The organism is Pseudomonas jilinensis, from assembly GCF_003586265.1.
GTDB lineage: Bacteria > Pseudomonadota > Gammaproteobacteria > Pseudomonadales > Pseudomonadaceae > Halopseudomonas > Halopseudomonas phragmitis.
The window spans coordinates 21,662-45,977 of the sequence record NZ_QJSA01000010.1 but is presented as its reverse complement, the minus strand read 5'-3'; the positions used below and the strand labels follow the sequence as shown (position 1 = coordinate 45,977).

Annotated in this window: 25 protein-coding genes; 15 read left to right on the top strand and 10 right to left on the bottom strand. The window is 61.7% G+C overall.

Going from position 1 to position 24,316, the window contains the following annotated elements; translation table 11 throughout:
* Positions 1–4 precede the first annotated feature (4 nt).
* From C2846_RS11840 to C2846_RS11805, 8 genes are read left to right on the top strand one after another with little or no spacing between them, the layout of a single operon-like run.
* A complete protein-coding gene (locus tag C2846_RS11840) occupies positions 5–1,489 on the top strand; it encodes an SEL1-like repeat protein (protein ID WP_119701530.1) in 1,485 nt (494 codons plus the stop codon).
* Between the two features lie 8 nt (positions 1,490–1,497).
* On the top strand, positions 1,498–2,886 hold the full coding sequence (locus C2846_RS11835; protein WP_119701529.1) for an alginate export family protein: 1,389 nt from the start codon (positions 1,498–1,500) through the stop codon (positions 2,884–2,886).
* 18 nt (positions 2,887–2,904) lie between these two features.
* Positions 2,905–4,332, top strand: coding sequence for an MBOAT family O-acyltransferase (locus C2846_RS11830; RefSeq protein ID WP_119701528.1), 1,428 nt, complete (start codon positions 2,905–2,907; stop codon positions 4,330–4,332).
* 9 nt (positions 4,333–4,341) lie between these two features.
* Positions 4,342–5,448 (top strand): alginate O-acetyltransferase AlgX-related protein, encoded by a 1,107-nt coding sequence (locus C2846_RS11825; protein WP_119701527.1) that lies wholly within the window; start codon positions 4,342–4,344, stop codon positions 5,446–5,448.
* Positions 5,449–5,465: 17 nt separating this feature from the next.
* Positions 5,466–6,110, top strand: a complete 645-nt coding sequence (locus C2846_RS11820) for an alginate O-acetyltransferase AlgF (protein ID WP_080049050.1) — start codon at positions 5,466–5,468, stop codon at positions 6,108–6,110.
* 31 nt (positions 6,111–6,141) lie between these two features.
* Entirely contained in the window at positions 6,142–7,548 is a 1,407-nt protein-coding gene (locus tag C2846_RS11815; protein ID WP_240638197.1) for an alginate O-acetyltransferase AlgX-related protein, read from the top strand.
* A complete protein-coding gene (locus C2846_RS11810; protein ID WP_240638196.1) occupies positions 7,539–8,657 on the top strand; it encodes an alginate lyase family protein in 1,119 nt (372 codons plus the stop codon). The genes C2846_RS11815 and C2846_RS11810 overlap by 10 nt, the downstream gene beginning before the upstream one ends.
* A gap of 16 nt (positions 8,658–8,673) precedes the next feature.
* Positions 8,674–10,149, top strand: coding sequence for a right-handed parallel beta-helix repeat-containing protein (locus tag C2846_RS11805; protein ID WP_165443815.1), 1,476 nt, complete (start codon positions 8,674–8,676; stop codon positions 10,147–10,149).
* On the opposite strand, the gene arfB is transcribed toward C2846_RS11805, so the two are convergent.
* Entirely contained in the window at positions 10,150–10,563 is a 414-nt protein-coding gene (gene arfB, locus C2846_RS11800; RefSeq protein WP_119701525.1) for an alternative ribosome rescue aminoacyl-tRNA hydrolase ArfB, read from the bottom strand.
* Positions 10,564–10,570: 7 nt separating this feature from the next.
* Positions 10,571–11,437, bottom strand: a complete 867-nt coding sequence (locus C2846_RS11795) for a YicC/YloC family endoribonuclease (protein ID WP_119701524.1) — start codon at positions 11,435–11,437, stop codon at positions 10,571–10,573.
* Positions 11,438–11,563: 126 nt separating this feature from the next.
* On the opposite strand from C2846_RS11795, the gene rph reads away from it, so the two are divergent.
* Entirely contained in the window at positions 11,564–12,283 is a 720-nt protein-coding gene (gene rph / locus C2846_RS11790) for a ribonuclease PH (RefSeq protein WP_095625863.1), read from the top strand.
* A gap of 36 nt (positions 12,284–12,319) precedes the next feature.
* Complete coding sequence (locus C2846_RS11785; protein WP_119701523.1) at positions 12,320–12,700, top strand: DUF4870 domain-containing protein; 381 nt, start codon at positions 12,320–12,322, stop codon at positions 12,698–12,700.
* Positions 12,701–12,717: 17 nt separating this feature from the next.
* Here the strand turns inward: C2846_RS11785 and C2846_RS11780 are convergent, their stop codons facing one another.
* The gene (locus tag C2846_RS11780; RefSeq protein WP_080049057.1) at positions 12,718–13,497 is read right to left on the bottom strand and encodes an exodeoxyribonuclease III; all 780 of its coding nucleotides are present in this window, start codon (positions 13,495–13,497) and stop codon (positions 12,718–12,720) included.
* Between the two features lie 71 nt (positions 13,498–13,568).
* Here C2846_RS11780 and pyrE point away from each other — a divergent pair, with 71 nt between their 5' ends.
* Both pyrE and C2846_RS11770 read left to right on the top strand, forming a co-directional pair.
* Positions 13,569–14,219 carry an orotate phosphoribosyltransferase gene (gene pyrE, locus C2846_RS11775; RefSeq protein WP_080049058.1) on the top strand — a complete coding sequence of 217 codons (651 nt, stop codon included), beginning with the start codon at positions 13,569–13,571 and terminating at the stop codon, positions 14,217–14,219.
* Between the two features lie 59 nt (positions 14,220–14,278).
* Positions 14,279–14,857 (top strand): DUF4124 domain-containing protein, encoded by a 579-nt coding sequence (locus C2846_RS11770; protein WP_240638195.1) that lies wholly within the window; start codon positions 14,279–14,281, stop codon positions 14,855–14,857.
* Positions 14,858–14,978: 121 nt separating this feature from the next.
* Here C2846_RS11770 and C2846_RS11765 read toward each other — a convergent pair whose 3' ends face one another.
* Genes C2846_RS11765 through coaBC form a run of 5 tightly spaced genes read right to left on the bottom strand, consistent with a single transcriptional unit; the run spans position 14,979 to position 20,583 of the window.
* A complete protein-coding gene (locus C2846_RS11765; RefSeq protein ID WP_119701521.1) occupies positions 14,979–15,413 on the bottom strand; it encodes an acyl-CoA thioesterase in 435 nt (144 codons plus the stop codon).
* 2 nt (positions 15,414–15,415) lie between these two features.
* The gene (gene argB / locus C2846_RS11760; protein WP_080051631.1) at positions 15,416–16,324 is read right to left on the bottom strand and encodes an acetylglutamate kinase; all 909 of its coding nucleotides are present in this window, start codon (positions 16,322–16,324) and stop codon (positions 15,416–15,418) included.
* Between the two features lie 19 nt (positions 16,325–16,343).
* Positions 16,344–18,854 (bottom strand): phosphomannomutase/phosphoglucomutase, encoded by a 2,511-nt coding sequence (locus tag C2846_RS18955; RefSeq protein ID WP_119701520.1) that lies wholly within the window; start codon positions 18,852–18,854, stop codon positions 16,344–16,346.
* Between the two features lie 46 nt (positions 18,855–18,900).
* On the bottom strand, positions 18,901–19,356 hold the full coding sequence (dut, locus tag C2846_RS11750) for a dUTP diphosphatase (protein WP_080049062.1): 456 nt from the start codon (positions 19,354–19,356) through the stop codon (positions 18,901–18,903).
* 9 nt (positions 19,357–19,365) lie between these two features.
* Positions 19,366–20,583 carry a bifunctional phosphopantothenoylcysteine decarboxylase/phosphopantothenate--cysteine ligase CoaBC gene (gene coaBC / locus C2846_RS11745; RefSeq protein ID WP_119701519.1) on the bottom strand — a complete coding sequence of 406 codons (1,218 nt, stop codon included), beginning with the start codon at positions 20,581–20,583 and terminating at the stop codon, positions 19,366–19,368.
* Positions 20,584–20,729: 146 nt separating this feature from the next.
* Here coaBC and radC point away from each other — a divergent pair, with 146 nt between their 5' ends.
* The 3 genes from radC (at position 20,730) to rpmG (ending at position 21,988) form a co-directional block, all read left to right on the top strand.
* Positions 20,730–21,404 (top strand): RadC family protein, encoded by a 675-nt coding sequence (gene radC, locus C2846_RS11740; protein WP_095625870.1) that lies wholly within the window; start codon positions 20,730–20,732, stop codon positions 21,402–21,404.
* A gap of 180 nt (positions 21,405–21,584) precedes the next feature.
* A complete protein-coding gene (rpmB, locus tag C2846_RS11735; protein ID WP_080049065.1) occupies positions 21,585–21,821 on the top strand; it encodes a 50S ribosomal protein L28 in 237 nt (78 codons plus the stop codon).
* A gap of 11 nt (positions 21,822–21,832) precedes the next feature.
* On the top strand, positions 21,833–21,988 hold the full coding sequence (gene rpmG / locus C2846_RS11730) for a 50S ribosomal protein L33 (protein ID WP_003464575.1): 156 nt from the start codon (positions 21,833–21,835) through the stop codon (positions 21,986–21,988).
* 68 nt (positions 21,989–22,056) lie between these two features.
* Here the strand turns inward: rpmG and C2846_RS11725 are convergent, their stop codons facing one another.
* The gene (locus C2846_RS11725; RefSeq protein ID WP_080049066.1) at positions 22,057–22,956 is read right to left on the bottom strand and encodes a peptidoglycan DD-metalloendopeptidase family protein; all 900 of its coding nucleotides are present in this window, start codon (positions 22,954–22,956) and stop codon (positions 22,057–22,059) included.
* A gap of 82 nt (positions 22,957–23,038) precedes the next feature.
* Positions 23,039–24,226 (bottom strand): delta-9 fatty acid desaturase DesA, encoded by a 1,188-nt coding sequence (gene desA / locus C2846_RS11720; RefSeq protein WP_119701518.1) that lies wholly within the window; start codon positions 24,224–24,226, stop codon positions 23,039–23,041.
* Positions 24,227–24,316: the final 90 nt, after the last annotated feature.

Sequence of the window (24,316 nt, the reverse complement as noted above, 5' to 3'; positions counted from 1 at the left end):
TGGTATGCGCGCACCTTTCCTGATACTGAGCCTGCCCTTGCTGGCGGTGTTGCTGGCCAGCGAGGTGGAGGCCAGGAACTTCGAGCAGGTCCGGTATGCGCTTTACCTGGACCCCCATGCCGAGGTCGTCCCAGACCTTGAGCAACTGGCCAAACTGGGCGATCACCGGGCTCAGCGCCTACTCGGCGATATTCTCGCCGAGCGTGATCCGGCCGGCGCCAGCCGGGTGCTGGAGCTGTACCGCCAGGCCTTTGCCGGTGGTCGCGGCGAGATCAGTGCCCTGGCTGCCATGGCCCGTTATCTGGGCCAGCGGCCACGCTTGCGGCAACAGCACCGTGCCGAGGTGGCCGAAGGTTTGACCCGTTATCGGCATGACCGCGACCCGGTCAATGTGCTGGCCACCCTGGAGGTGTTCAATGCCTATCCAGAGTTGTTTGAGTCGGCGGCGGTTGAGCACCTGATCAGCCGCTATGAGCGGGCCTGCATCGAGAACTGCCTGACCCTGCTGTACCGCGGCCGACTGGCTGAACACCAAGGTAACCATGAGCTGGCCGAGAGCCTGTATCGCCAGGCGGCGCTTCAGGACCCCCGCGCCATTGAGGCTTTGTACCGGGTCATGGGTAAAGACGTGGCCCTCAAGTTCAGGGGCTTTGCTCGTGATGCCAGCCCACGTATCGCCAGTCTGCCGATTGAGGTCGTGCACCGTATTGGCCTGCATCTGGCCAATACCAGTAACGCTCTGGCCAATGAGTGGGTGTATACCCGCCAGAGTGTGATCGGTGAGGTCGAAATTCCCGATGCCGAGCAACTGGCCGCAGCCGAAGCGGCCCAGCGGGCTCAGGACGCGATGATCGATGAACTCGACCGCGAGATTCTCTATTGGCTGGATCACGCGGTGGCACGGGGTTACACCCCGGCCATGTCGACCAAGGCCAGTTTCATGATGGCCGGCAACAACCGCTTCAGCAGTGAAGCGGTTGAGCACCTGCTGCGTCAGCTGGAGAGCACCGAAACCGCACGGAGCAGTGCCGGCGAGCATTATCAGGACCGGGTTGGGCCGCAGCGGATCAAGGCGCTGTGGGCCAGCTATTACATGGTCAACTGGCTATCGATGAACCCCACCAAGGCCCACGGGCTGATTCGTGAACTGATCGAAGAAGGCTACGACGATGCTCGCCTGATGGAGGGTGACCTGTATAGCCGAGGTTTGCTCGATGAGCCGGACCAAGCCCGGGCGCTGGGCATTTATGGACAAATGGCCGAGCGTGGCTGGGCCAGTGCCCACCTGCGTATTGCCCGTCTCAATACCTATGGTCGCGCCATGCGGGGCGACTTTGTGACGGCCTACAGTCATGCCCGGGCGGCCCTCGAACTGGGGGATCTGCGTGCCGAGGGTCTGGTCAACTTTTTGGAGCAACGTTTGCCGGCAACGCTGTTGGAGCAGGGTAATGCCATGACCGAGCAAATGCTGCGCAACTCTGTTTTGTGAGGACACGGATGAGAACGCGACAATGCCATGCCATGGGCGGCCTGCTGCTGGCCCTGCTGTACCCGACTGCGATGTTGTCTGCGCAGGAAGGTGAACCTCAGCTCGGCCAAACGCCGGAGACCTCGTTGATCACTCACAAACTGTCGGTGCGCGGCGGTTATGGTCCGGAAGAGACTCGCCTGGGCGAGGATCGCAAGGAGTTCATCAGCATCCGCTATGAGCCCACCTTGCATTGGTTCAGTCCCGATATCCAGTGGCCGCGCTGGGAGGCGGTTGCCAAGGCCTGGTTCAACTACGACAGCCAGCCCAATGCGATCATTCAGGATGAAGGCAATCTGCAGGTCAGCCGCAAGCGGGACAAAACCTGGGCCGAGATGCGCGAGTTCTACGTGCGCCGCAATCTGCTGGGCAATGACCCCAGGTTCTCGTTGACGGTTGGCCGCCAGCGTTTTGCCGAGCGTTTCGGGGTCTGGTGGGACGACAGCCTCGAAGCAATCCGCTTCGACTATCGCGACAGTCAGGCCGAAGGCTTCATTGCCGTGGCCGAGCGCTTCTATTACTACAATACCGACTTCAATAGCCTCGAGCCCGAAGACGAGGATATTCGCTATCTGATGGGCGATTATCGCCGGTTGTGGCGAGCCCAGCAGTGGGCCGGGGTGCGTACCCTGTATGAACACGACTACTCGGACAAGGACCTGCGCGACCGCGACGACTTCAAGGGATGGCGGTTGGGCGCCTACCTGAACGGTCAGTTCACCGACCTGGCCTGGCTCAGCGACTATCACGCCGAGCTGATCGGCATGCGCGGTGATCTGCGCACGGTCGGCAGCTTTGGCCAGTTCGACACCGGCCGCATCGATGGCTGGGCTGCGCTGCTGGATGCCGGCAAACGCTTCGATGAGCACCCCTGGCGCCCGCGTCTGGGGCTGACGCTGGCCCTGACCGACAAGCCGGATGACGATGGCCGCGACGGCTTCTACCTCAACCGGGTGCAATCGGACCGGCGTACCGACCCGATGAGCTACAGCAACCGGCTGGTGAGCAATTTCGTCACCGTCAATCTGACCAACCTGCAGGTAGTGGGGGTAGGAGTGGACACCGAGCCGGCACCGGGCACAGTGGTGGGGCTGCGGGTCAGCGATCTGCGGTTGCGCAATTCGGAAGGTCGTCTGCCGGTACGGGTGGTCAACGAGCCGGGGATTCGCAACACCGACTCGCGGGCGCTGGGCCAGGTGGTTGATCTCAACTACTACTGGCGCATGTATCCCATGGCGGTGCGTGAACGGCGGCTTAACCTGAATACGCTGGTCAGTGCCAGCTACTTCAAGGCCGGCAGCGCGTTGAACACCGGCGACGACTTCCAGGTCACCCTGGGTTTGACCCTTTTCTATTGATGCCGGGTAGCGATCAGGATGATCTTCGCCTCCAACGTCTTTCTGTTTCTGTTCCTGCCGGCATTCTTGCTGTGCTATTACCTGGTCGGCTTTCGCTGGCGCTCGCTGGTAATCGTGCTGGGCAGTTACCTGTTCTACGCGTGGTGGCGTCCGGATTTTCTGTTCCTGTTCATTGGCATCACCTATTGGAACTACTGGTTCGGCTTACGGATCAAGGCCAATCTGGAGGCGGGTAACAAGGAGCGGGCATTCCGCCTGCTGACCATCGGGGTGGTGGGAGACCTGGCCACCCTGGGTTACTTCAAGTACGCCAACTTTGGCGTCGAGGTCATTGCCGGAGCGTTGGCTCCGCTGGGGATCGATACCTTCACCCTGGAGCACATCATCCTGCCGCTGGGCATTTCCTTCTATGTGTTCCAGGCGATCAGCTATATCGTCGACATCTATCGACGCAAGGCCGAGCCAACCGATCGTTTCATCGACTTTGCCGCCTTTATCTCGCTATTTCCGCAACTGATCGCCGGGCCGATCCTGCGCTACAACCAGATTGAACAGCAACTGCGATCACGCACTCATTCGATGGAACTGTTCTCGCTGGGCGCCAGCCGTTTCATGCTCGGCTTCATCAAGAAAGTGCTGATCGCCGACTCGCTGGCACCGATGAACGTGCTGTTTCTCGGTGAGTCAACGCCGCAGATGGCCGACGCTTGGTTCGGCCTGCTGATTTCGATCATGCAGCTGTATTTCGACTTCTCCGGCTACAGTGATATGGCCATCGGTCTGGGCATGATGATGGGCTTCAGGTTCCAGGAGAACTTCAACCAGCCCTATCTGGCCCAGAGCATCACCGAGTTCTGGCAGCGCTGGCACATGACCCTGGCCGACTTCCTGCGTGACTATGTCTATATGCCGCTGGTGCGTCGGCGCATTGCCGGGCCAATGCTGGGGCTGGTGATCACCATGATGCTGTCGGGGTTCTGGCATGGCGCCAGCTTCTCGTTCATCTGCTGGGGCTTGTTCTTCGGGATAGGCATGGTCCTCGAACGGCGTTTTGACCTGGCTACCAAGGTCACCACGCCGTACCGGTTCTGGCGCAACATGCGCACCTTCGTCCTGCTCAACCTGAGCATGCCGCTGTTCTACACCGGTGATTTGCGCCACAGCCTGGAGATTTACGCTGGTTTGTTCGGCCTCAACGGAGTTGGCAGCCTCAACGGCTATTTGTATGGCACTTCGCTGATGACCCTGAGCTTCACCGCCGTTGGCCTGCTGTGGATCTCGGTCGCCGGGCGGATCAACCTGCGTTATTACGCCAGCGACGGTCAGGCCTATTTCATGCAGCACGTCGGTGGTGTCCAGGCGCTGTTGCTGTGGGCCGGGTTTCTGCTGGCGCTGAGCCGGTTGGCAGCCAACTCCTTCTCACCCTTCCTGTATTTCCAGTTCTAGGAGGATGTCATGAACCTGCCCGTCATGCGTAGCGCCAGCAAGCTCAACGGCATCGCTTTCTGCATCATGCTGGGCGCTATGTTCCTGTATTCGCTGCCGGCGTTGTATGGGTTTGCCCGGAGTCAGGAAAACCCCGGTTCGTTGTTTTTCGACGGCAAACTGGTCAGGCATTTCGAGCAGTTCTACGACAAGCAACTGTTCCTGCGCGACCCTTCGATCAAGCTGTGGGCCAATGCGCAGCAACTGATCTTCGGTGAGGCCACCAGCGGCGCTGTGCTCGGTCGCGATGGCTGGCTGTTCACCAGCCAGGAGTACCGGGTACCGAACGATCTGGAGGCGAGCATTGCCCGCCAGGTCAGCCACATTACCCAGGCCCGAGACCAATTGCAGGCCGAAGGTATGCGCCTGGTGTTGCTGCCTGTGCCGATGAAGCTGGAAGTCTATGCCGACTATCGTCTTCGTCAGCCGGCCGAAACGGTCGAAACCCTGTATCAGCGGTTGCAGGCTGAACTGCAGGCTCAGGCGGTCGAGGTAGTCGACTTGCGTGACGGTTTCCGCGCTGCGGCGAGTAGCCAGGAACTGTTTCTCAGCAACGATACCCACTGGAGTCCTGCAGGTGCACGTCTGGCCGCCGAGCTGCTGGTTGCCCGGCATCCGGAGCTGCGGGGGCCGACCCGATTCGTGACCGAGCAGATCGGTAGCAAGCAGCACAGCGGGGACCTGCAGCGTTACCTGCAGTTTGATCAGCGCTTGCGTCCGGATTACTTCGAGCCGGTCGAGCTGACGCTGTATGAAACCCGCCGTCAGGAGCAACTGGTCGATGCCGACAGCCTGTTCGGCGATATTGGCCTGAGTACCGCTGTGGTTGGCACCAGCTACACCCAGGTCGCTGAATGGAACTTCATTGGCGCGCTGAAACAGGCTCTTGGACAGGATGTGATGAGTGTGGCGGTTGAGGCGCACGGCCCATTTCATGCCATGGACAACTTCCTGAAGCTGGAGCCCAAGCAGCGCCATGGTATTGAAACCGTGATCTGGGAGTTCCCGGTGCGCACGCTGCTGGCCCAGCAAAACACGCGCCGGGCCTCACTCGACCCTTTTGAACGACAGTTTTAGCCCTAGGAGAAGTCATCATGAATGTGCGCATCTACCGCTGGTTGTGTCTGCCCTGCCTGCTGTTGCTGGCCACCCTGGCCCAGGCTCAGGATGGCAACGCCGACCTGTATGACGGGGTGGCACCAGCCGATTCGGCCTTTGTCCGGGTATTCAACCTGGGCAGCACCAGTATCGGTTTCGGCTTGAGCGGCAAGCAGCGTGAACAGCGCATCGCTGCCGGGCAGTTGGGTAGCTACCGCTTCACCTCGCCGGGCCCTGGGCGGCTGACCATTGAGGGCAACAGTCTGGAGGCCCAGTTCGAGGCCAGCAGCGCCACCACCGTGCTCTACAAGGACGGCCAGTTCGTGCTGATTGCCGATAAGTTCGTTGATGACCCGCGCAAGGCCCAGGTCGGATTCTATAACCTGACCTCGCAACCTGTGGCGCTCAAGACCCGCGATGGCAAGCACACCGTGGTTGAGGCGATCGGGACTAATGAAACCGGGCTGCGGGCGGTCAATGAGATCAAGATCGGCTTTTCCGCCTACGCTGGCGAGCAGGAACTGGCCCAGTTTGACGAAGTGTTTCTCAAGCTGGGCAACACCTACAGCTTCATGGTGGTGGAGGAGGCGGGCGGGCTGAGAACCCTGTCCATGTCCAGCACCATCGACCCGACCGAATAACGTTGTGCAACCGACCAGGAATGAGCCAAGGATGAAACCTGCGTACCCCTCAACTCTCGGCTTGCTGATGGCCCTGTGGTTCACTGTGCCGGCGGCCCAGGCCCAGGCTGGCCCCAATCAACCCTGCCTCGGCCCCGAGTGCCTGATCTGTCCGGCGCTCAGTGATCCGCAACAGTACGCCGAGGGCGGGATGAAGATCATGCGCTTCATGGCCCCGGGCAGGGGGAGCTGGCTATTTCGCTCGGATGTGGATCTGACCACCGATTTCGGCATGCCGGCGCACATGGAGCCGGAGCTGGCCCGGCTGATTTCCACCTTTAACCGCCAGGGCACTGAGGTGGCGATCGTGATTCAGCCAACGCGTGGCCTGATGCATCGTGACAAAGTGCGCCCGGACTTTGCCTACGGTTTCGACTACGCCGAAGGGGTAGCCAATCTGCGTCATTTTCTCACCCAGCTGAGAAACGCCGGGGCCATCGTGCCGGACGTCATGAATCTGGTGGAAAACCCGCCGCAGGAGGAATACTTCTTCCGCCGCGATACCCACTGGACTCCGGCCGGAGCCAAGGCCACCGCGCAACTGGTGGCGCAGGAAGTACGTCGTCAGCCGGTCTATGCCGGGTTGACCAAGAGCACCTATCGCACCGAGCCCAGCGTGATCATTCCCAAGGATGGCGCCCACAACATGGCCTTCAGCCGCCTGTGCGGCAATGATTTTGGCTATCAGTATGTGCAGAACTTCCAGACCGTGCCGGAAGTTGATGAAGTCAGTGCGCTGTTCGACGATATCCCCGAGCCGGAGGTGACGCTGGTCGGTACCAGTAACTCGGCGGCCCGTGACGAAGACACCAAGCAGTACAACTTTGATGGTTATCTGAAGGAGTATCTGTCGGTCAACCTGATGAATTTCTCCTTGCAGGGTGGTGGTCAGGATGGTGCCTTGATGGAGTTCCTGCTGTCACCCAGTTACTCCCCGAGCACCCCGCCGAAGCTGATCATCTGGGAGCTGCCTGCCAACTACAAGCTGGCCAGCGAGGTCATGTACCGGCAACTGGTGCCTGCGGCCGAGGGTGGCTGCGCAGCGCGCACCACGGTGCTGAGCGGGCGTGCCGAACGTTCGGGCTATCGGGAGAACGACCGGATCGAGGTGCTGAGCAACAGTGGTGCCCAGCGTCAGGCGTTGACTGGGGCCGACGGGGTGCTGGATATCAAGATGTCCGACCGCGATCTGCGCAACTTCTACGTCATCGTCTATTACGACAATGGCAGCCGTGACAAGGTCTGGATTCGGCGTCCGGGCATCGTCAGTGGCGGTCAGTACTACCTGGAGCTGAGCAAGGCTGCCGAGTTCCGCAACGCCAACCTGCTGTCGGTGTTCATCGAGCCGACCCAGGCGTCCGACAAGCCGATTGATCTGGAGGTCAGCCTGTGCCGTTAGTCCGCCTTAAGTCTTCCGTCATCGCCCTGCTGATGGTGCTGGCCAGCCTCTGGGTGGTGAGTGCCAGTGCCGCCACCAGCATGTGGCCGCCGCGGGCCACCAGCCAGTCGGCCATGATCGGTGACTACCGTGCCCTGAGCTGCCCTCGCTCACCGCCGCCAGCCTATACCGGGCACCTGCGGGTTGACAGCAAGTACGACCAGAGCGAAGCGAGCAAGACCACGCTGGTGCCGCTGCCCCAGGAGTCTGAGCGCATTCGTCAGCAGATCACCGAGTATCATCGGGGTTTGCAGGAGATCATCACCCGCTATGAGCGGGCCCGCAATGAGCAGGAGGTCAATCTGAGCCTGGCCTGCCTGCATCAATGGCTGGAGGCCTGGGCTCAACCCGGTGCCATGCTCAGCCGCGAGGTCAGCGGCACTGGCCGTGCCGTGCGCAAATGGTCACTGGCAGCTCTGGGTTCCGGGCTGCTCAAGGTCAGGGCCCTGAGTAACGGTGATTATCAGTTGTCGACTGCTCAGCGCAGTTGGCTGGAGCGCCTGTCCAACGCCGTGATCAGCGATTACAGCCCGCGTCAGACCCTCGACTTCGCCTGGTTCAACAACCACGACTATTGGGCCGCCTGGGCTGTCAGCAGCACCGGTATGCTGCTGGACCGCAATGCCCATATCGATTGGGCGGCAAAAACCCTGCAACTTGCCTTCGAGCAGATGCAGCCCGGTCAGGCCGGAGACTACGTGCAGTTGCCGCTGGAAACCGCCCGTGGTCGGCTCGCGGTCGACTATACCCACTATGCCCTGGTACCGCTGGTACTGCTGGCCGAAAGCATGCAAGTCAACGGTCGCAGTCTGAGTACGGATCAGCAACGCAAGCTTGGCCAGTTGGCCAACTTCGCCGTACGTGGCGTGCTGGAACCGGCCAACCTGCCTGAGCTGGAAGCCGGCCAGGAACGCCCACCGAACCACAAGATGGTCTGGCTGATCCCGTTCCTCAAGCAGCAACCCGACCATGTCCTGGCTCGGCAATTGTATGGTCAGGCCGGAAGCGAGCTGGGTTACTACGGCCAGGTCGGCGGCAACATCCGCTTCTTCTATCCGAATATCGACTGATTTGAGGGCTCCATCCATGTCTTTGTCGTCATTCAAGCGTAGCGCTCTGGGCCTGTTCGGGGGCCTGGCACTGGCGCTCGGCAGCGGTGCCTTGCAGGCGGACAGCCGGTTGCCGCTGGTGGTGCTCGATAGCGCCGACCAGCAAGGTCAGCTTAGTGAGCAGCGTGCAAGGCTTGAGGCCGCCACCGCAGTGCCAGAGCTGGCGTTTCGGACCCCGGCCGGGCGCGCCGAGGTCAGCCTGTTGACCATGTACTCGGCTCAGCAGGGCAGTTGGCCGTTCGAGCCCTTTGTGCACAATGGGCTGTTCCGGGCCATTGCCGGCTACCAGAATCAGCATCCACGGGCGGTGGTGATCCAGGGAGGCAGCATCAGCCTGCAGCAGCTTCATGCCCAGCTCAACAACGAACGGATTCTCAGCCGGCATGAGGGCGGCTACCTGTTGCACTATCCGCTGATGATCGACCCGGACGCGGCTCTGCTGATCGAAGGCACCCAACTGCATCTGCACAGCTATTCCGGCACGGCCTTGATCAACCGCGGATTGTTGAGCCTCAGGCAGGCCAGCCTGATCGGCTACAGCGACGGCCGGCCTCACGCCACTGATAGGCCCTACCGGCCGTTTTTGATGAACTGGGCCGGCAGCCGTCTGCGTATCGAAGACTCGCAACTTGAGCGCCTAGGCTACAACGAGCACCTGTCGCGCGGGGTGACCAGCGCGCGCAGTACCCAGCAGGCCGCCAGCGTGGCGCCTGTGCAGATGCTGATCAGCGGCAGCCGTTTCGAGGACATGTCGGTCGGCCTGGACCTGACCCAGACCCTGGCCAGAGTGACCGGCAATCATTTCAGCGATATGCAGCAATATGCCCTGGATGCCAGTGGCAGCCGCCTGTTGGTCAAAGGCAACCGGATTGAGGACGTGCGCAATATCAGTGCGATCCGGGTCAGCGGGCGCAGTCTGGGCCGGCTGGAGAACAACCGGATTTTCCGCGCCAGCAAAAGCGCCATTGAGCTCAGCGCGCTGGACGGCAACCTGATCGTGCGTGACAACCAGATCGGTGCCTCCGCCGGCTATGGCCTGCTGCTGCGGGATATGACGCCTGCCACCGGCCTGCTGATCGAAGACAACCTGATCGGCAACAGCCGGCTGAGTGCGATCGACGGCGCCGGCCTGCACCAGGTCAGCATTATCGGCAACCGGATCATCGGTACGCCCGAATACGCTATCAGTATCCGCAACAGTGAGGCGGGGAGTGGACCGCTGCGTCTGACCGGCAACCATCTGGAGCGGATCGGCAAGGCCATGATTCGGGTGCAGGGCATGCACAACCTGGTGCTGGGCGCTAATGACTATCGGGCCAATCCGGTGCAACAGAATCTGTTGATCGGTGACCTGCTGCCGTTCCAGGCCCCGCTGCTGGACATGACGCTGCGCCAGGGTCGGCTGGTCGAACTGGAGCTGGAGCGGGTCAGCCTGCTGCCCGCCGAAGGCTGATTACAGCGGCACCTTGCCGCGCAGTGCCTTGGTCCGACCCTTCTGGGTTTTCTCGTCCACCCGTTTGCGCTGGGAGCTGCGGGTTGGCCGAGTAGGGCGGCGCGGCTTGCGCGACTTGAGCGCCTCCTGAATCAGTTGCTGCAGGCGCAGCAGGGCATCTTCGCGGTTTTGCTCCAGGGTCCGGAACGACTGCGCCTTGATCACCACCACCCCATCCTTGCTGATGCGCTGGTCAGACAGCGCCAGAAGGCGCTGCTTGATCTCGGCCGGCAGGCTTGAATGCGGGATATCAAAGCGCAGGTGCACGGCTGAAGACACCTTGTTGACGTTCTGCCCGCCCGCACCCTGGGCCCGGATCTGGCTGATCTCGATTTCCCAGTCGGCCAGAGTTATGTCGTCGGTGATCTTCAGCATGGCGATGTCACTCGATATTCTGCACCTGCTCGCGCATCTGCTCGATGAACACCTTGAGGTCGACTGCGGCCTGGGTGCTGCGGCTGTCGATGGCCTTGGAGCCCAGGGTGTTGGCCTCGCGGTTGAACTCCTGCATGAGAAAGTCCAGCCGCCGACCGATGGCGCCCTTGTCGTCGAGTACCCGGCGGGTTTCGCTGACGTGGGTGGCGAGCCGGTCGAGCTCTTCGGCCACATCGATCTTTTGCGCCAGCAGCACCAGTTCCTGCTCAACCCGGGTGCCGTCAAGTTCCAGCCGGGCTTCGTTGAAGCGGTCGATCAGTTTTTGCCGGTGGGCACTGAGCAGGGTCGGCATCATCTCGCGCAGGCTGGCGACCCGATCACTGATGGCGTCCAGGCGCTCTTCGATCAGTTTGCGCAGCTCGGCGCCTTCGCGGGCACGTTGGACCTTGAGTTCTTCCAGCGCTTCGTTGAACAGTCGCTCGGCCTGCTTGACCAGGTTGCTCTGGTCCTGCTCGCTGCCGGCCAGTACGCCCGGCCAGGCCAGTAGTTCCAGCGGGTTGATCGGCGCCGGGTTGTTGAGCTGGCCGGCAAGTTGTTGGCTGACGCGGATTAGTTGATCGAGCAGCGGCTGGTTCAGGCTGAGCTCGCTGCTGCTGGTTTCCTGTGGGTTGAAGCGCAGGGTGCATTCGACCTTGCCGCGCCCCAGTTGCTTGCGCAGTCGTTCGCGTAGCGGGCCTTCCAGTTCACGGAAGGCCTCCGGCAGGCGCAGGCTGGCTTCCAGATAACGATGGTTGACCGAGCGCATCTCCCAAGCCAGGTTGCCCTGTTCGGTGCTTGATTCACGGCGGGAAAATGCAGTCATGCTGTAAACCATCGGAAGCCTCTCGTCCCTAGTATTGATGCCCGGATTGTACCCCTTAGCGCTGGCGGGTGTCGCCTGGCCGGTTGGGCCCGTATAATCGGTGCACATTCAATACACCGCAGTACAAAGGACCCTGACATGAAACGACCCAGTGGCCGCAGCGCCGACCAGATGCGCCAGATCACGCTGACCCGGCATTACACCAAGCACGCGGAGGGTGCAGTGCTGGTCGAGTTCGGCGACACCAAGGTGATCTGCACGGTCAGCGTTGAGTCCGGGGTACCGCGCTTTTTGCGTGGCTCCGGTCAGGGCTGGATCACCGCCGAGTACGGCATGTTGCCACGCGCCACTGGCGAGCGCATGCAGCGTGAGGCCAGCAAGGGCAAGCAGGGCGGTCGGACCCTGGAAATCCAGCGGCTGATCGGCCGTTCGCTGCGCGCGGCGGTGGATCTGCACAGCCTGGGCGAAAATACCCTGCATATCGACTGCGACGTGATCCAGGCCGACGGTGGTACCCGCACGGCGTCGATTACCGGTGCCTGTGTAGCGCTGGTGGATGCTCTGCGGGTGATGAAGCAGCGCGGGGCGATCAAGAAGATCCCCGAGATTCAGATGATCGCGGCGGTGTCGGTGGGGATTTATCAGGGCGAGCCGGTGCTGGATCTGGACTACCTGGAAGACTCGGCTGCGGAAACCGACCTCAATGTAGTAATGACTGACAAGGGTGGTTTCATCGAGGTGCAGGGCACTGCCGAAGGGGTGCCGTTCAGTCCTGAGGAGCTCAATGCTATGCTGGCATTAGCGCGCAAGGGCGTGGACGAACTCTTCGCCTTGCAGCAGGCGGCGTTGCAGGACTGACACCGACCGCCATGCGACTGGAAAAGGGGTGCCGTTATGACCGATGAACAGCCTCAACCCGCTGTGCTCGACAGTCCCAGCCCGGATGCCCGGCGTTGGGCGATGTTCGCTCATCTGGCCGGCTTTGCCGGCTACCTGTTTCCGTTCGTTGGCAACCTGATTGCGCCGCTGCTGGTCTGGCAACTGAAAAAGGATAGCGACCCCTTTGTTGATGATCAGGGCAAGGAGGCACTGAATTTTCAGATCAGTGTCAGCCTGGCCGCGATCCTCAGCTTCATGCTGATGGTGGTGCTGGTCGGGTTCGTGCTGATTGCGGTAGTGGTGGCCGGCGCTGTGGTGCTGATGATCATTGCCGCGATCAAGGCTAACGAAGGCAAGGCCTACCGTTACCCGTTCTGCTGGCGGATTATCAAATAAACCCAGGGGTTCCCTGGTCAGATGCTCAGCGTCCAGTCATAGTCAATAATCACCGGCGCGTGCTGGGAGAAGCGGACGTCACGCGGGATGCGGGCGTTCTTGACGAAACGGCGCAGGCCCGGAGTAAGGAACTGGTAGTCGAAACGCAGACCCAGATTGAGGCTTTCGGCCTGTTCGCTGTCGGGCCACCAACTGTATAGGTCGGACTCGCGGGTCACTTCGCGTAGCGCATCGACGTAGCCCAGGTTACCGAAGATTTCATCCATCCAGGCCCGTTCCGGGGCCATGAAGCCAGGCTGGTGCTGGCAGTCACGCCAGTTTTTTACGTCCAGTTTCAGGTGCGCAACCTGCAGCGAGCCACAGTAGATGAACTCGCGGCGCTTGCGGCGCTGCTTGTTCAGGTAGGTGGTGAAGTCGTTCATGAACTTGAACTTCTGGTTCAGGTCGGCATCACCGTCACGACCGGAGGGCAGCAGCAAAGAACCAATGCTGACCTTGTCGAAATCAGCTTGCATGAAGCGACCGTAACGGTCGGCCAGCTCGAAGCCCAGGCCTTTGATGATGGCCTTGGGCGCGGTGCGGGTGTAGATCGCCACACCGCCCTGACTGGGCACTTCTGCTTCAAAGCAATATTGCCAGTAGCCATCCAGCCAATAGGGATCCTGTTCGAGCTCGGGTTCGGTTACGCGAATGTCCTGCAGGCAGATAACGTCGGCGTCCTGTGTGCGCAGCCAGTCAAACAGTCCTCGAGCCGCTGCGGCCTCGACACCATTGACATTAAGACTGATGATTCGCATACATGGCTCCCCCAAAATCGAGGGTGTATGATAACCGAGCTTGCGCCATTTTTGTTAACAAGAGGCTGGGGATGCAGGAATATCAGCGGGAATTCATTCGTTTTGCTCTGGATAAGCAGGTTCTGCGGTTTGGCGAGTTCACGCTGAAATCCGGGCGTAAGAGCCCTTACTTCTTCAATGCCGGGCTGTTCAATACCGGTGGCGCACTGGCCCGGCTCGGGCGCTTCTATGCCCAGGCTCTGGTTCACAGTGGCCTGGAAGCGGTTGATGTGATCTTTGGTCCGGCCTACAAGGGCATTCCGCTGGCGGCGGTAACCGCAGTCTCACTGGCCGAGAGCTTTGACCGTGATCTACCTTACTGCTTCAACCGCAAGGAAGCCAAGGACCATGGCGAAGGCGGTACGCTGGTTGGGGCGCCACTGGAAGGCCGGGTGCTGATCATCGATGATGTGATCACTGCCGGCACTGCGGTGCGTGAGGTCATGCAGATTATCCAGGCGGCAGGCGCCACGCCGGCGGCAGTGATGATCGCGCTCAACCGTGAAGAGCGTGGCCAGGGCGAACTGTCGGCGATCCAGGAAGTCGAGCGTGACTACGGCATCCCGGTGATCAGCATCGTCTCGTTGAGTCAGGTCATGAGCTTCCTCGAAGAGGATGCCGAATTGCGCCACCATCTGCCGGCGGTTCAGGCCTACCGGGCCCAGTACGGTATTCAGGGCTGATGCCGGGCGTAGCCCGACTACAATAGCAACAAGCGGGAGGCTTCATGCCGGGGAGGGCTATGATGCGAAGGCTGGGGGTTGCAATCGGGCTGGTCGTAGCCGGATTGTCGCTGGGGGTGCAGGCCGACCTGTATCGCTATACCGATGAGCGTGGCGTGACGGTGCTCGACAGTCGAGTGCCGCCGGAGGTGATTGGCCGCGGTTATGAGGTACTTGACCCCCAAGGGCGAGTCAAGGAAGTGATCCCTCCGGCCCCGACTCTGGAGGAGCTGGAGGCCCGGCGCGAAGCTGAGCGCAGGGCAGTAGCCGATGCCACGCTGTTGCGTCTGTACAGCAGCGTGGCGGATCTGGACCGAGCCCATGCCCGTCAGATCGAGCAGATCGACAACCAGATTCTCACGGCCCAGGGCAATCTTCAGCAACTGGCTAAACAGCGGGAAAACCTGCAGCAACGGGCGGCTGCTCAGGAGCGGGCCGGCCGGGCGGTGGATGCACGCATTCTGCAGGAACTCAATGAGCTGGATTCCGAGCAGCGTCGGTTGAACCGGCTGATTGAGCGCTCACAGCGCGAGAAAGCTGAGGTCAACAGCAGCTTCGAGCAGCGCCGCCTGCGTCTGAGTACGCTGCTGGGTAATTGAGGGTGTTAATCGCGCTATGCTGCGGTAGGAGCGGCCCGCGGCCGCGAAGCGGATTGGCGGTGATCGCAAAGCCCGTTCGCGCTCGCAGAGCGCTCTTACCGATGCGGAGTGTTGTTGCGCGCTAGCCTTCCGGTGTGCACTGTTCGAATTCACGTACCGCCGCACGGAAAGCCTCCGGAATCCGGGTCGGCTGGCGACTGCTCTGATCGGCATGCACATAGACGATCTCGCCGTTGACCAGCAGTTCATCATCGCGATAGATCCCGATCAGAAACTGCATGCTGGAGTTGCCCAGCCTGGCAATTCGTACATGCACATCCAACTGTTCGTCGAAACGAGCCGGTGAGCGGTATTCGAGCAGGGTGCGCACGGCGAAGAAGTCGGCGCCCTTGACCCCGGTTTCGGCGCTGTAGGCCTGGCCCAGTTCACGGAAATACTCGGTAATGCCAACGTCGGCATAGGTCAGGTAGTGACCATTGAAGACGATACCCTGCAAATCGGCCTCGGCCCAGCGCACCCGCAAGCGGTGGCTGAAACGGAAATCGCTCTTGTGCATGCTTAGCGAACCTTCTGCTGATTGGTGATCAGGGTGCCGACCCCGGTATCGGTGAACAGCTCCAGCAGCACCGCGTTGGGTACCCGGCCGTCAACGATAATGGCGCTGCCAACCCCGCCCTGCACCGCATCCAGGGCACAGCGGATTTTCGGCAGCATGCCGCCGTAAATGGTGCCGTCAGCGATCAGCGCGTCGACCTGGGCAGTGGTCAGCCCGGTCAGCACCTTGCCTTCCTTGTCCATCAGCCCGGCGATGTTGGTCAGCAGCATCAGCTTCTCAGCGCCCAGTGCTTCGGCGACCTTGCCGGCTACCAGATCGGCATTGATGTTGTAGGAAGCGCCGTCCTCACCCACCCCGATCGGAGCGATGACCGGAATGTAGTCGTCCGAGACCAGCCGGTTGATCAGGTGGGCGTTGACGCTGGCGACTTCGCCGACATGACCGATGTCGATGATTTCCGGCTTGTCCATGCCCGGCGTGTGGCGGCTGACCTTGAGCTTGCGCGCCTTGATCAGGCCTGCGTCCTTGCCGGTCAGACCGATGGCGCTGCCGCCATGCTGGTTGATCAGGTTGACGATGTCCTTGTTGACCTGGCCGCCCAGCACCATCTCCACCACGTCCATGGTCTGGCTGTCGGTTACCCGCATGCCTTCGATGAACTGGCTTTCGATGTTCAGGCGTTTGAGCAGGTCGCCGATCTGCGGGCCGCCGCCGTGAACCACCACCGGATTGATGCCGACGGTCTTCATCAGTACCACGTCGCGGGCGAAGCTGTTCTTCAGCTCCTCGTTTTCCATGGCGTTGCCGCCGTACTTGATAACGATGGTCTTGCCGGTGAAGCGCTGAATATAGGGCAGAGCTTCGGTCAGTACCCGGGATACCTGGGCGGCGGCGTCGCGACTCAACATGATGCTTGGATGTCTCCTGTATTCAGAACGTCGGTTCAAGATCGGGGGCCACTGCGGCCAACTGCTCACGGAACAACTGTCTTACCCGCTCAAGTGCTTCGGGCTGCTCGGCCTCGAACCGCAAGACCAGCGCCGGCGTGGTGTTGGAGGCGCGGATCAGGCCCCAGCTGTCGGGATAGTCGACCCGGATCCCGTCCAGACTGGTGATCTTGGCCTGGGCACCCCAGTCAGCCTGGTCCCGCAGGGCCTCGACCAGCTCGAACTTGCGCGCTTCGCCAACCGTCAGGGTCAGCTCTGGGGTGCTCAGCCCGGCCGGATAGCGAGCCAGCAGGGCATCGCTGTCGCCCGGCTGCAAGGACAGTAACTCAAGTACCCGGCTAGCGCTATACAGCCCGTCGTCGAAGCCGAACCAGCGCTCCTTGAAGAAGATATGGCCGCTCATTTCGCCACCGAGCAGAGCCCCGGTTTCCTGCATTTTGGCCTTGATCAGCGAGTGCCCGGACTTCCACATGACCGGCCGGCCGCCGGCGCGACTGATCAACGCCGGCAGGCGGCGGCTGCACTTGACGTCAAAGATGATGTCCGCACCTGGGTGGCGAGTCACAATATCTTCGGCCAGCAGCATCAGCAGGCGGTCGGGGTAGACGATCTGACCGCTGCTGGTGACTACGCCCAGACGGTCGCCATCGCCGTCGAAAGCCAGCCCGATATCGGCCTGATGAGTCCGCACGGCGCTGATCAGATCCTGCAAATTGTCTGGCTGGCCGGGATCGGGATGATGATTGGGGAAGTTGCCGTCAACCTCGCAATACAGCGGGATCACACTGCAACCCAGGGCCTCGAACAATTGCTGGGCGATGACCCCGGCCACGCCGTTGCCACAATCAATGACCACCTGCAGGGGCCGGGCCAGGATCACATCGTCGGTGATCTGGCGCAGATAGGCGTCCAGCAAATTAAGTTCGCGGCGGCTGCCGGCCCCCTGGCGCAGGCTGTTCTGACGCAGCCGCTGATGCAGGCCCTGGATACGCTCACCGGACAGGGTCTGGCCAGCGATCACCACTTTCAGGCCGTTGTACTCTGGTGGGTTGTGGCTGCCGGTCAGCATCACGCCGGAGCTGGCTTCGCTGGTGTGGGTGGCGTAATACAGCACGGGCGTCGGCACCATACCGATGTCGGTGACGTGACAGCCGCTATCGACCAGCCCGCGAATCAGGCTTTCCAGCAGTGCCGGGCCGGACAGCCGACCGTCACGGGCGACCGCGACCTTGGCCTCGCCGTGCTCCAGTGACTCGCTGCCAATGGCCCGGCCGAGCCAGTACAGGCTCTCTTCGGTCAGGCTCTGGCCAACCACACCACGGATATCGTAGGCGCGAAAGATTTCCGCCGGCAGTGCTGGAGCGCCCGTCGTTTGGCTCGGTTCGGGCGTACTGCTGACGCCCATGCCGAACGGGTCTTCGTCATCAACGATATCGATGTCGAGGATGTCAGTGTTCTGGAACAGCGGATTGATCAGGTTTTCGTCGCTCTTGCCCGGTGCCGCGGGCACAGATTCGCGCGCGGGGTTGGGGCCGGGGCTCTGGCCGCTGCGCTTGGCCAGTTGGCTAATGTGCTGAGCCAGCGTTTCCAGTTGTGGCAGGCGCAGGCCGGCAGCCTTGTGGCCGAAGGTCAGCTGGCTGAGAGTCTGGCTATCGGCTTGCAGGCGGCTACTCCAGTTGCGCTGCAACAGCAGCAGACCGGCCAGGCTACCCAGCAGGGCCAGTCCGGCAGCCAGCAGCACCAGTAACGGATTGCTCGGGCTCTTGACCAGTGCCGGGCCGGGGGTGAACTCCAGACGCCAGGCCGGATTGCTGGTCGGCAGGCTAAGCGGCCGGGCGCTGGCCTGACCGCGCTGCCACAGCACCTGCTCGGGCGCGGCGCTGAACTGCTGGATCAACCGCAGTTGGCCAACCTCGGGCGGGAGCGCAGGCAGATTGTCGAGCAACCGGTTGAGTTCGAACACCACCATCAGGCTCCCGCCGATGCGGGCGTTGCCGGAGGCGCGCAATGGTTTGGCGGTATACAGTCGCCAGTCGTTGCCGACCCGGTGAGCCTCCGGCGCAACAGGCTGGTCGCGCTCGGCGCGGCGCAGCATGTCGAGCGCGGCGAAGCTCAGCGGCGCTTGCGCATCATCGCGCATGGATGCCCCGCCGGGGGCATGGATATAGACCGCCAGGCTGTCGGCAAAGTGGTAGCGTAGGGTCCGTTGCAGGGCCGCGTTGCCACCCTGTTGTACCGCGACTTGCAACTGGGGGTTGGCGGCCATCTGGGTCAGGTCGGCATCCAGCTGCGCCAGGGCCCGGTTCAGCGCACCTTGCTGCTGACTGGCGTAGGCCTGGGCCAGATCCTGCTGATAGCGCCGTTCAGTGTCGCTGATCAGCGCTTGCCAGCAGAGCAGAGCGGCCAGCAGAACCCCGCCGACGCTCAGCAGCAGGGGCAGCAACAGCCCGGAAAACTGCGAAACCCGGGACGCAGAGGCAGGCTTGTTGTTCATCGCGGTGGGGCTCCATGCTCGTTTTTATGTATTTGGTTTCAGTGGCTCAGTTGCTTCCGGTGTGACCAAACCCGCCGGCCCCGCGCTGGCTGTCATCGAAACTGTCGACGATCTCAAGTTTAGCCTGCAGTACCGGTACCAGCACCAGTTGAGCGATCCGCTCGCCCGGCTCGATGCTGAAGGTCTGGTGACCACGATTCCAGCACGACACCATCAGTTGGCCCTGGTAGTCGGAGTCGATCAGGCCGACCAGATTGCCCAGCACGATGCCATGTTTGTGGCCCAACCCTGAGCGCGGCAGGATCATTGCGGCCAGACCCGGATCGGCAATATGGATGGCCAGCCCGGTGGGCAGAAGCTCGGTCTGCCCGGGCTCCAGGGTCAGGGGCGCGTCGAGCATGGCCCGCAGGTCCATACCGGCCGAACCTTCAGTGGCATAGTGCGGCAGGGGCCATTGTTGACCTAAACGCGGGTCGAGAATCCGGGCTTGCAGGGCGTGCATGGGTACTCCTCAGTCTGGGCTGCCGGGCAGGTGCTCGGCGATAAAGGTGATGATTTGGCGGGCCAGCTTGGCTTTGCTGGCGTGGGGCAGAGCATGCTGCTGCAACTGCCGGTCGATCAGGGTGACCGCGTTGTCATCGCTGTTGAAGCCGATGCCAGGCTGGCTGACGTCATTGGCGATGATCAGGTCGAGATTCTTGCGCTGTAGCTTGCCGGCGGCGTAGTTGAGTACATCGTCGGTCTCGGCGGCGAAACCGACACACCAGCGCGGGCGCTGGTCGTGGTCAGCCAGCGTGGCGAGGATGTCAGGATTGCGCACCAGCGTCAGGGTCAGGCCATCTTCGCAGCCAGGGTCTTTCTTGAGCTTGTTGTCGGCACATTCGGTGGGCCGGTAGTCGGCCACCGCCGCCGAAGCAATGAACAGATCGGCCGGCAGCGCTGCTTCGCAGGCGACCAGCATGTCGCGGGCACTGACCACATCAACGCGCTTGACCCGAGCCGGGGTCGGCAGGTTGACCGGGCCAGCGACCAGGGTCACCCGGGCGCCAGCTTCGACGGCGGCTTCGGCCAGGGCGAAGCCCATTTTGCCCGAGCTGTAGTTTGAGAGGTAACGCACCGGGTCCAGCGCCTCACGGGTTGGCCCGGCGTTGATCAAGACGTGCCGGCCGCTGAGCAGCCCGCGTTCAAAACAGTCGGCGGCCTGGGCGGCGATATCGGCCGGCTCCAGCATTCGCCCTGGGCCGATGTCGCCACAGGCCTGCTCGCCTGCGCCAGGGCCGATGACCTTGATGCCACGGGCCAGCAAGGTGTCGAGGTTGGCCTGAGTGGCCGGGTCACGCCACATGGCCTGATTCATTGCCGGGGCAACGGCAACTTGGGCGTCGGTGGCCAGCACCAGGGTGGTCAGCAGGTCATCGCCCCGGCCCTGGGCCAGGCGCGCCATCAGATCGGCGGTAGCCGGCGCAATCAGCACCAGATCGGCCCAACGGGCCAGCTCGATATGGCCCATGGCGGCTTCGGCGGCTGGATCAAGCAGTTCGCCGTGCACCGGGTTGCCGGACAGCGCCTGCAGGGTCAGTGGCGTAATGAACTCGCGGGCGCCGCGGGTCATCACCACCCGCACCTCGGCCCCGGCATCACGTAACCGCCGTACCAGCTCGGCACTTTTATAGGCGGCAATGCCGCCGCTGATGCCCAGAACCACCTGTTTGTTGACCAACCGCTGCATGCTCGACTCCCGGCCAGAAACTGATGGCTAAGATATCACAGGGGCCCAGACTGTGCGCTGGTACCCGGTCACAGGCTGACAAAGCTGATAGCCTGTGGCCATTGAGGCGCACAGGGGGTGCGCCAACCGGGCAGGGAGCCTGAATCATGCCAATCACTGACTGGCCGCTGGCCGAGCGGCCACGGGAAAAGCTGCTTAATCAGGGCGCTGCGGCGCTGTCCGACGCCGAGCTGCTGGCAATCTTTCTGCGTACCGGGCTGCCTGGGCGTAGCGCGGTTGATCTGGCGCGCGATCTGCTCAGCGCCTTCGGTAGCCTGCGGGCTCTGCTGCAGGCCGATCTCAAGGGCTTTTGTGTGCATGCCGGGCTGGGGCCAGCCAAGTACGTGCAGTTGCAGGCGGTGATGGAAATGGCCCGTCGGCACCTATACGAAGAACTGCAGCGTGGTGATGCACTGACCTCGCCGGGCGCGGTGCGACGTTACCTGAAAAGCCGCCTGGCGGCCTTGCCTCACGAAGTGTTTGCCTGCCTGTTCCTGGACAACCAGCACCGGGTGATTGCCTTCGAGGAGTTGTTCCGCGGCACCCTGGATAGCGCCAGTGTTTATCCCCGCGAGGTGCTCAAGCGGGCGCTGGCCCACAACGCCGCTGCGTTGATTCTGACCCATAACCATCCGTCGGGTGTGAGCGAGCCGAGCCAGGCTGATGTGCAACTGACCCGGCGCCTGCGCGAAGCGCTGGCACTGGTGGATATCCGGGTGCTCGACCATCTGGTGGTGGGCGATGGCGAGCCGCTGTCACTGGCCGAGCGCGGGTTGATGTAAGTGAAAAATCATTGCTTGTGGGGGCCGGTTTTGGTATAAAGCTCCGCTCTTCTCGGGGCTGCGCCTGTAACTGTGCATTTTTATTACGGGTTTTGCGTGATCGGTTGCCCCGGCTGGACAACAGATTCTTTTAGGCTTCCAACCAGTTAGGGTTGGGTAAGTGGTTGGAGAGGGTTAACCATGTCTCGAGTATGTCAGGTAACCGGCAAAGGGCCGGCCGTCGGGAACAATGTTTCCCACGCGAACAACAAGACCAAGCGTCGTTTTCTGCCGAACCTGCAGTATCATCGCTTCTGGGTTGAGTCGGAAAAGCGTTTCGTGCGTCTGCGCACTTCTGCCAAAGGCATGCGCATTATCGACAAGCGTGGTATCGATGTCGTTCTGGCCGAAATCCGCGGTCGCGGCGAAAAAGTTTAAGGAGCATCATCATGCGTGAATTGATTCGTTTGGTGTCTTCTGCCGGTACTGGTCACTTCTACACTACCGACAAGAACAAGCGCACTACTCCCGACAAGATCGAAATCAAGAAATTCGATCCGGTTGTGCGCAAGCACGTGATGTATAAGGAAGCCAAGATCAAATAAGATCTTTGCGACCTGACAAAAAAACCCGCCTCGGCGGGTTTTTTTGTGGCTTGTGGCATGTGAGGCGCTTAGCGTTCCCCGTCACCGCCCAAGGCAAAGTTCGGCATGCTGTTGACCGGCTGGGCGAACTCGAAGGGAATCGACACGGTATTCAGGCCGACATTCTTCTGCACCACGAAGTGCAGATGCGGGCCGGTACTGTTGCCGGTGTTGCCAGACTGGGCAATCTGGGTTCCGGCCCGCACCCACTGGCCTTCCTGTACCGCCACCGAATGGCGCTTGAGGTGCAGGTAAACGCTCATGGTGCCGTCGGCATGCAGCAGCCGGACGAAGTTGCCGGCCGGGTTGTTGCCACGCCCGCTTTGATTATTCTCGATCTTGATCACCATGCCGTCGCGGGCGGCCAGAATAGGCGTGCCCTCGGGCATGGCGATATCGATGGCGTAGCGGCCTTTGGGGCCGGTATGGCTGTAGCGCCCGCCGGGGCCCTGGGTCATGCGGAACGGGCCACCGCGCCAGGGCAGGGGGTAATGGCTCAGGCTGTGCTCGGCCCGTGGATCGCCAATGGCGTGGCGCAGGCGGTACTGGTAACGCGGTGTACCGGTTCCAGTGGGAGCCAGGGTTACCAGGCGGATCTGCTGGCGCGGCGGCAGCACCCAGCGTACCGGCTGCTCGGGCGCGCCGCTGAGGTGCTGTACTGAGTGGACTTCCAGCTCGATCTCGACCGGCGCATACAGGTCATTGTGGACGATCAGAGTTTCGCCGCCGGCGTGCTTGTGACTACGCACGTAAACCTGCTTGTCGAAGGTTTCAACCATGCGGTCACGGAATACAAAGACCTGGGCGCCAGGAGTAGCCCGGTCGGTATAGGTGACTACACCGTTTTCATCGGTGTACTTGTAGATGGTCGACGCCAGCCCACACGGGCTGCCGGCCAACAGGGCCAGGCCCAGAACCCAGGTACGCATCCAATGCCAAACCTTCATGCTCACCGGGACTTGATTTTTTGGGGTGCGCCGCAGGTCCCGGTTAGCCGCGGCGCAGCCTTATTTATTGTGCTGGTGCAGGCTGCAGCGAGTAGGTCCGCAGAGTGGCGGCGAATTCCTGCAATGCCTTGATGCCGCTGGCTTCGGCCTGCTGGCACCAGTCGCGCAGCGCCTGCAGCATGTCATGCCCGTTGGCGCTGGTGCGGCCCCAGATCTGTTGCAGCGCCAGGCGCTTCTCGTAAATGACCTTAAGCGCCTGACTGTGATCGAGCATCCGCTCAATGCGCTCTTGCTGCTGGTTGCCCAGCAGGCTGGTTTCCCGGCTGAGCAGCTTCTTGGCGCGGCGGAACAGGTGGCGGACCGAGGCGTCGACCCGCTCCAGCTCCTGCTGGACCAGCGGCTTGATCACCAGCTTGCGATACTGCGCCATGATCTGGAAGCGGTTGTTGAGAATCGCCATGGCGGTGTCCATATCCAGGGTCTTCTTGCCCTCGACCCTATGGGCGATCGGCGCGGTGCGGCGGACCTTGGCCAGCCGACACAGGCTGAACAGGCGAATCCACATCCAGCCCAGATCGAACTCCCATTTCTTGACCGACAGCTTGGCCGAGTTCGGGTAGGTGTGGTGGTTGTTGTGCAGCTCCTCACCGCCGATCAGAATGCCCCAGGGCAGAATATTGGTGGCGGCGTCCTTGCACTCGAAGTTGCGGTAGCCCACGGCATGGCCCAGGCCGTTGACCACGCCAGCGGCCAGTACCGGAATCCACAGCATCTGGATGGCCCACACGGTGATGCCCAGGACCCCGAACAGGGCCAGGTCGATCAGTGCCATCAGGGTCACCCCGGCAATCGGGAAGCGGCTGTAGACGTTGCGCTCCATCCAGTCATCCGGGCAGTTCTTGCCGTAGATGCGCAGGGTGTCTTCATTTTTGGCCTCAGCCATGTACAATTCGGCGCCTTTGCGCAGCACAGTCCACAGGCCCTTGTGTACCGGGCTGTGCGGGTCGTCAGGGGTTTCGCACTTGGCGTGGTGTTTGCGGTGAATTGCGGTCCATTCGCGGGTGTTCATGCTGGTGGTCAGCCACAGCCAGAAACGAAAGAAGTGTTGCAGGGCCGGGTGCAGCTCCAGCGAGCGGTGGGCCGAATAGCGGTGCAAGTAAACCGTGACGCTGACGATGGTGATGTGCGTCAGTACCAGGGTGGTCAGCACCAGTTGCCAGACCGAAAGATCGAGAAAACCGTTGTACCACATAGGGCAGATAGACCTCAGTAACGTAGGAGTGCAATTGACTCGATTATGGACCAACACTATGGCAATTGACATGACCTTGGGTCGAACCGT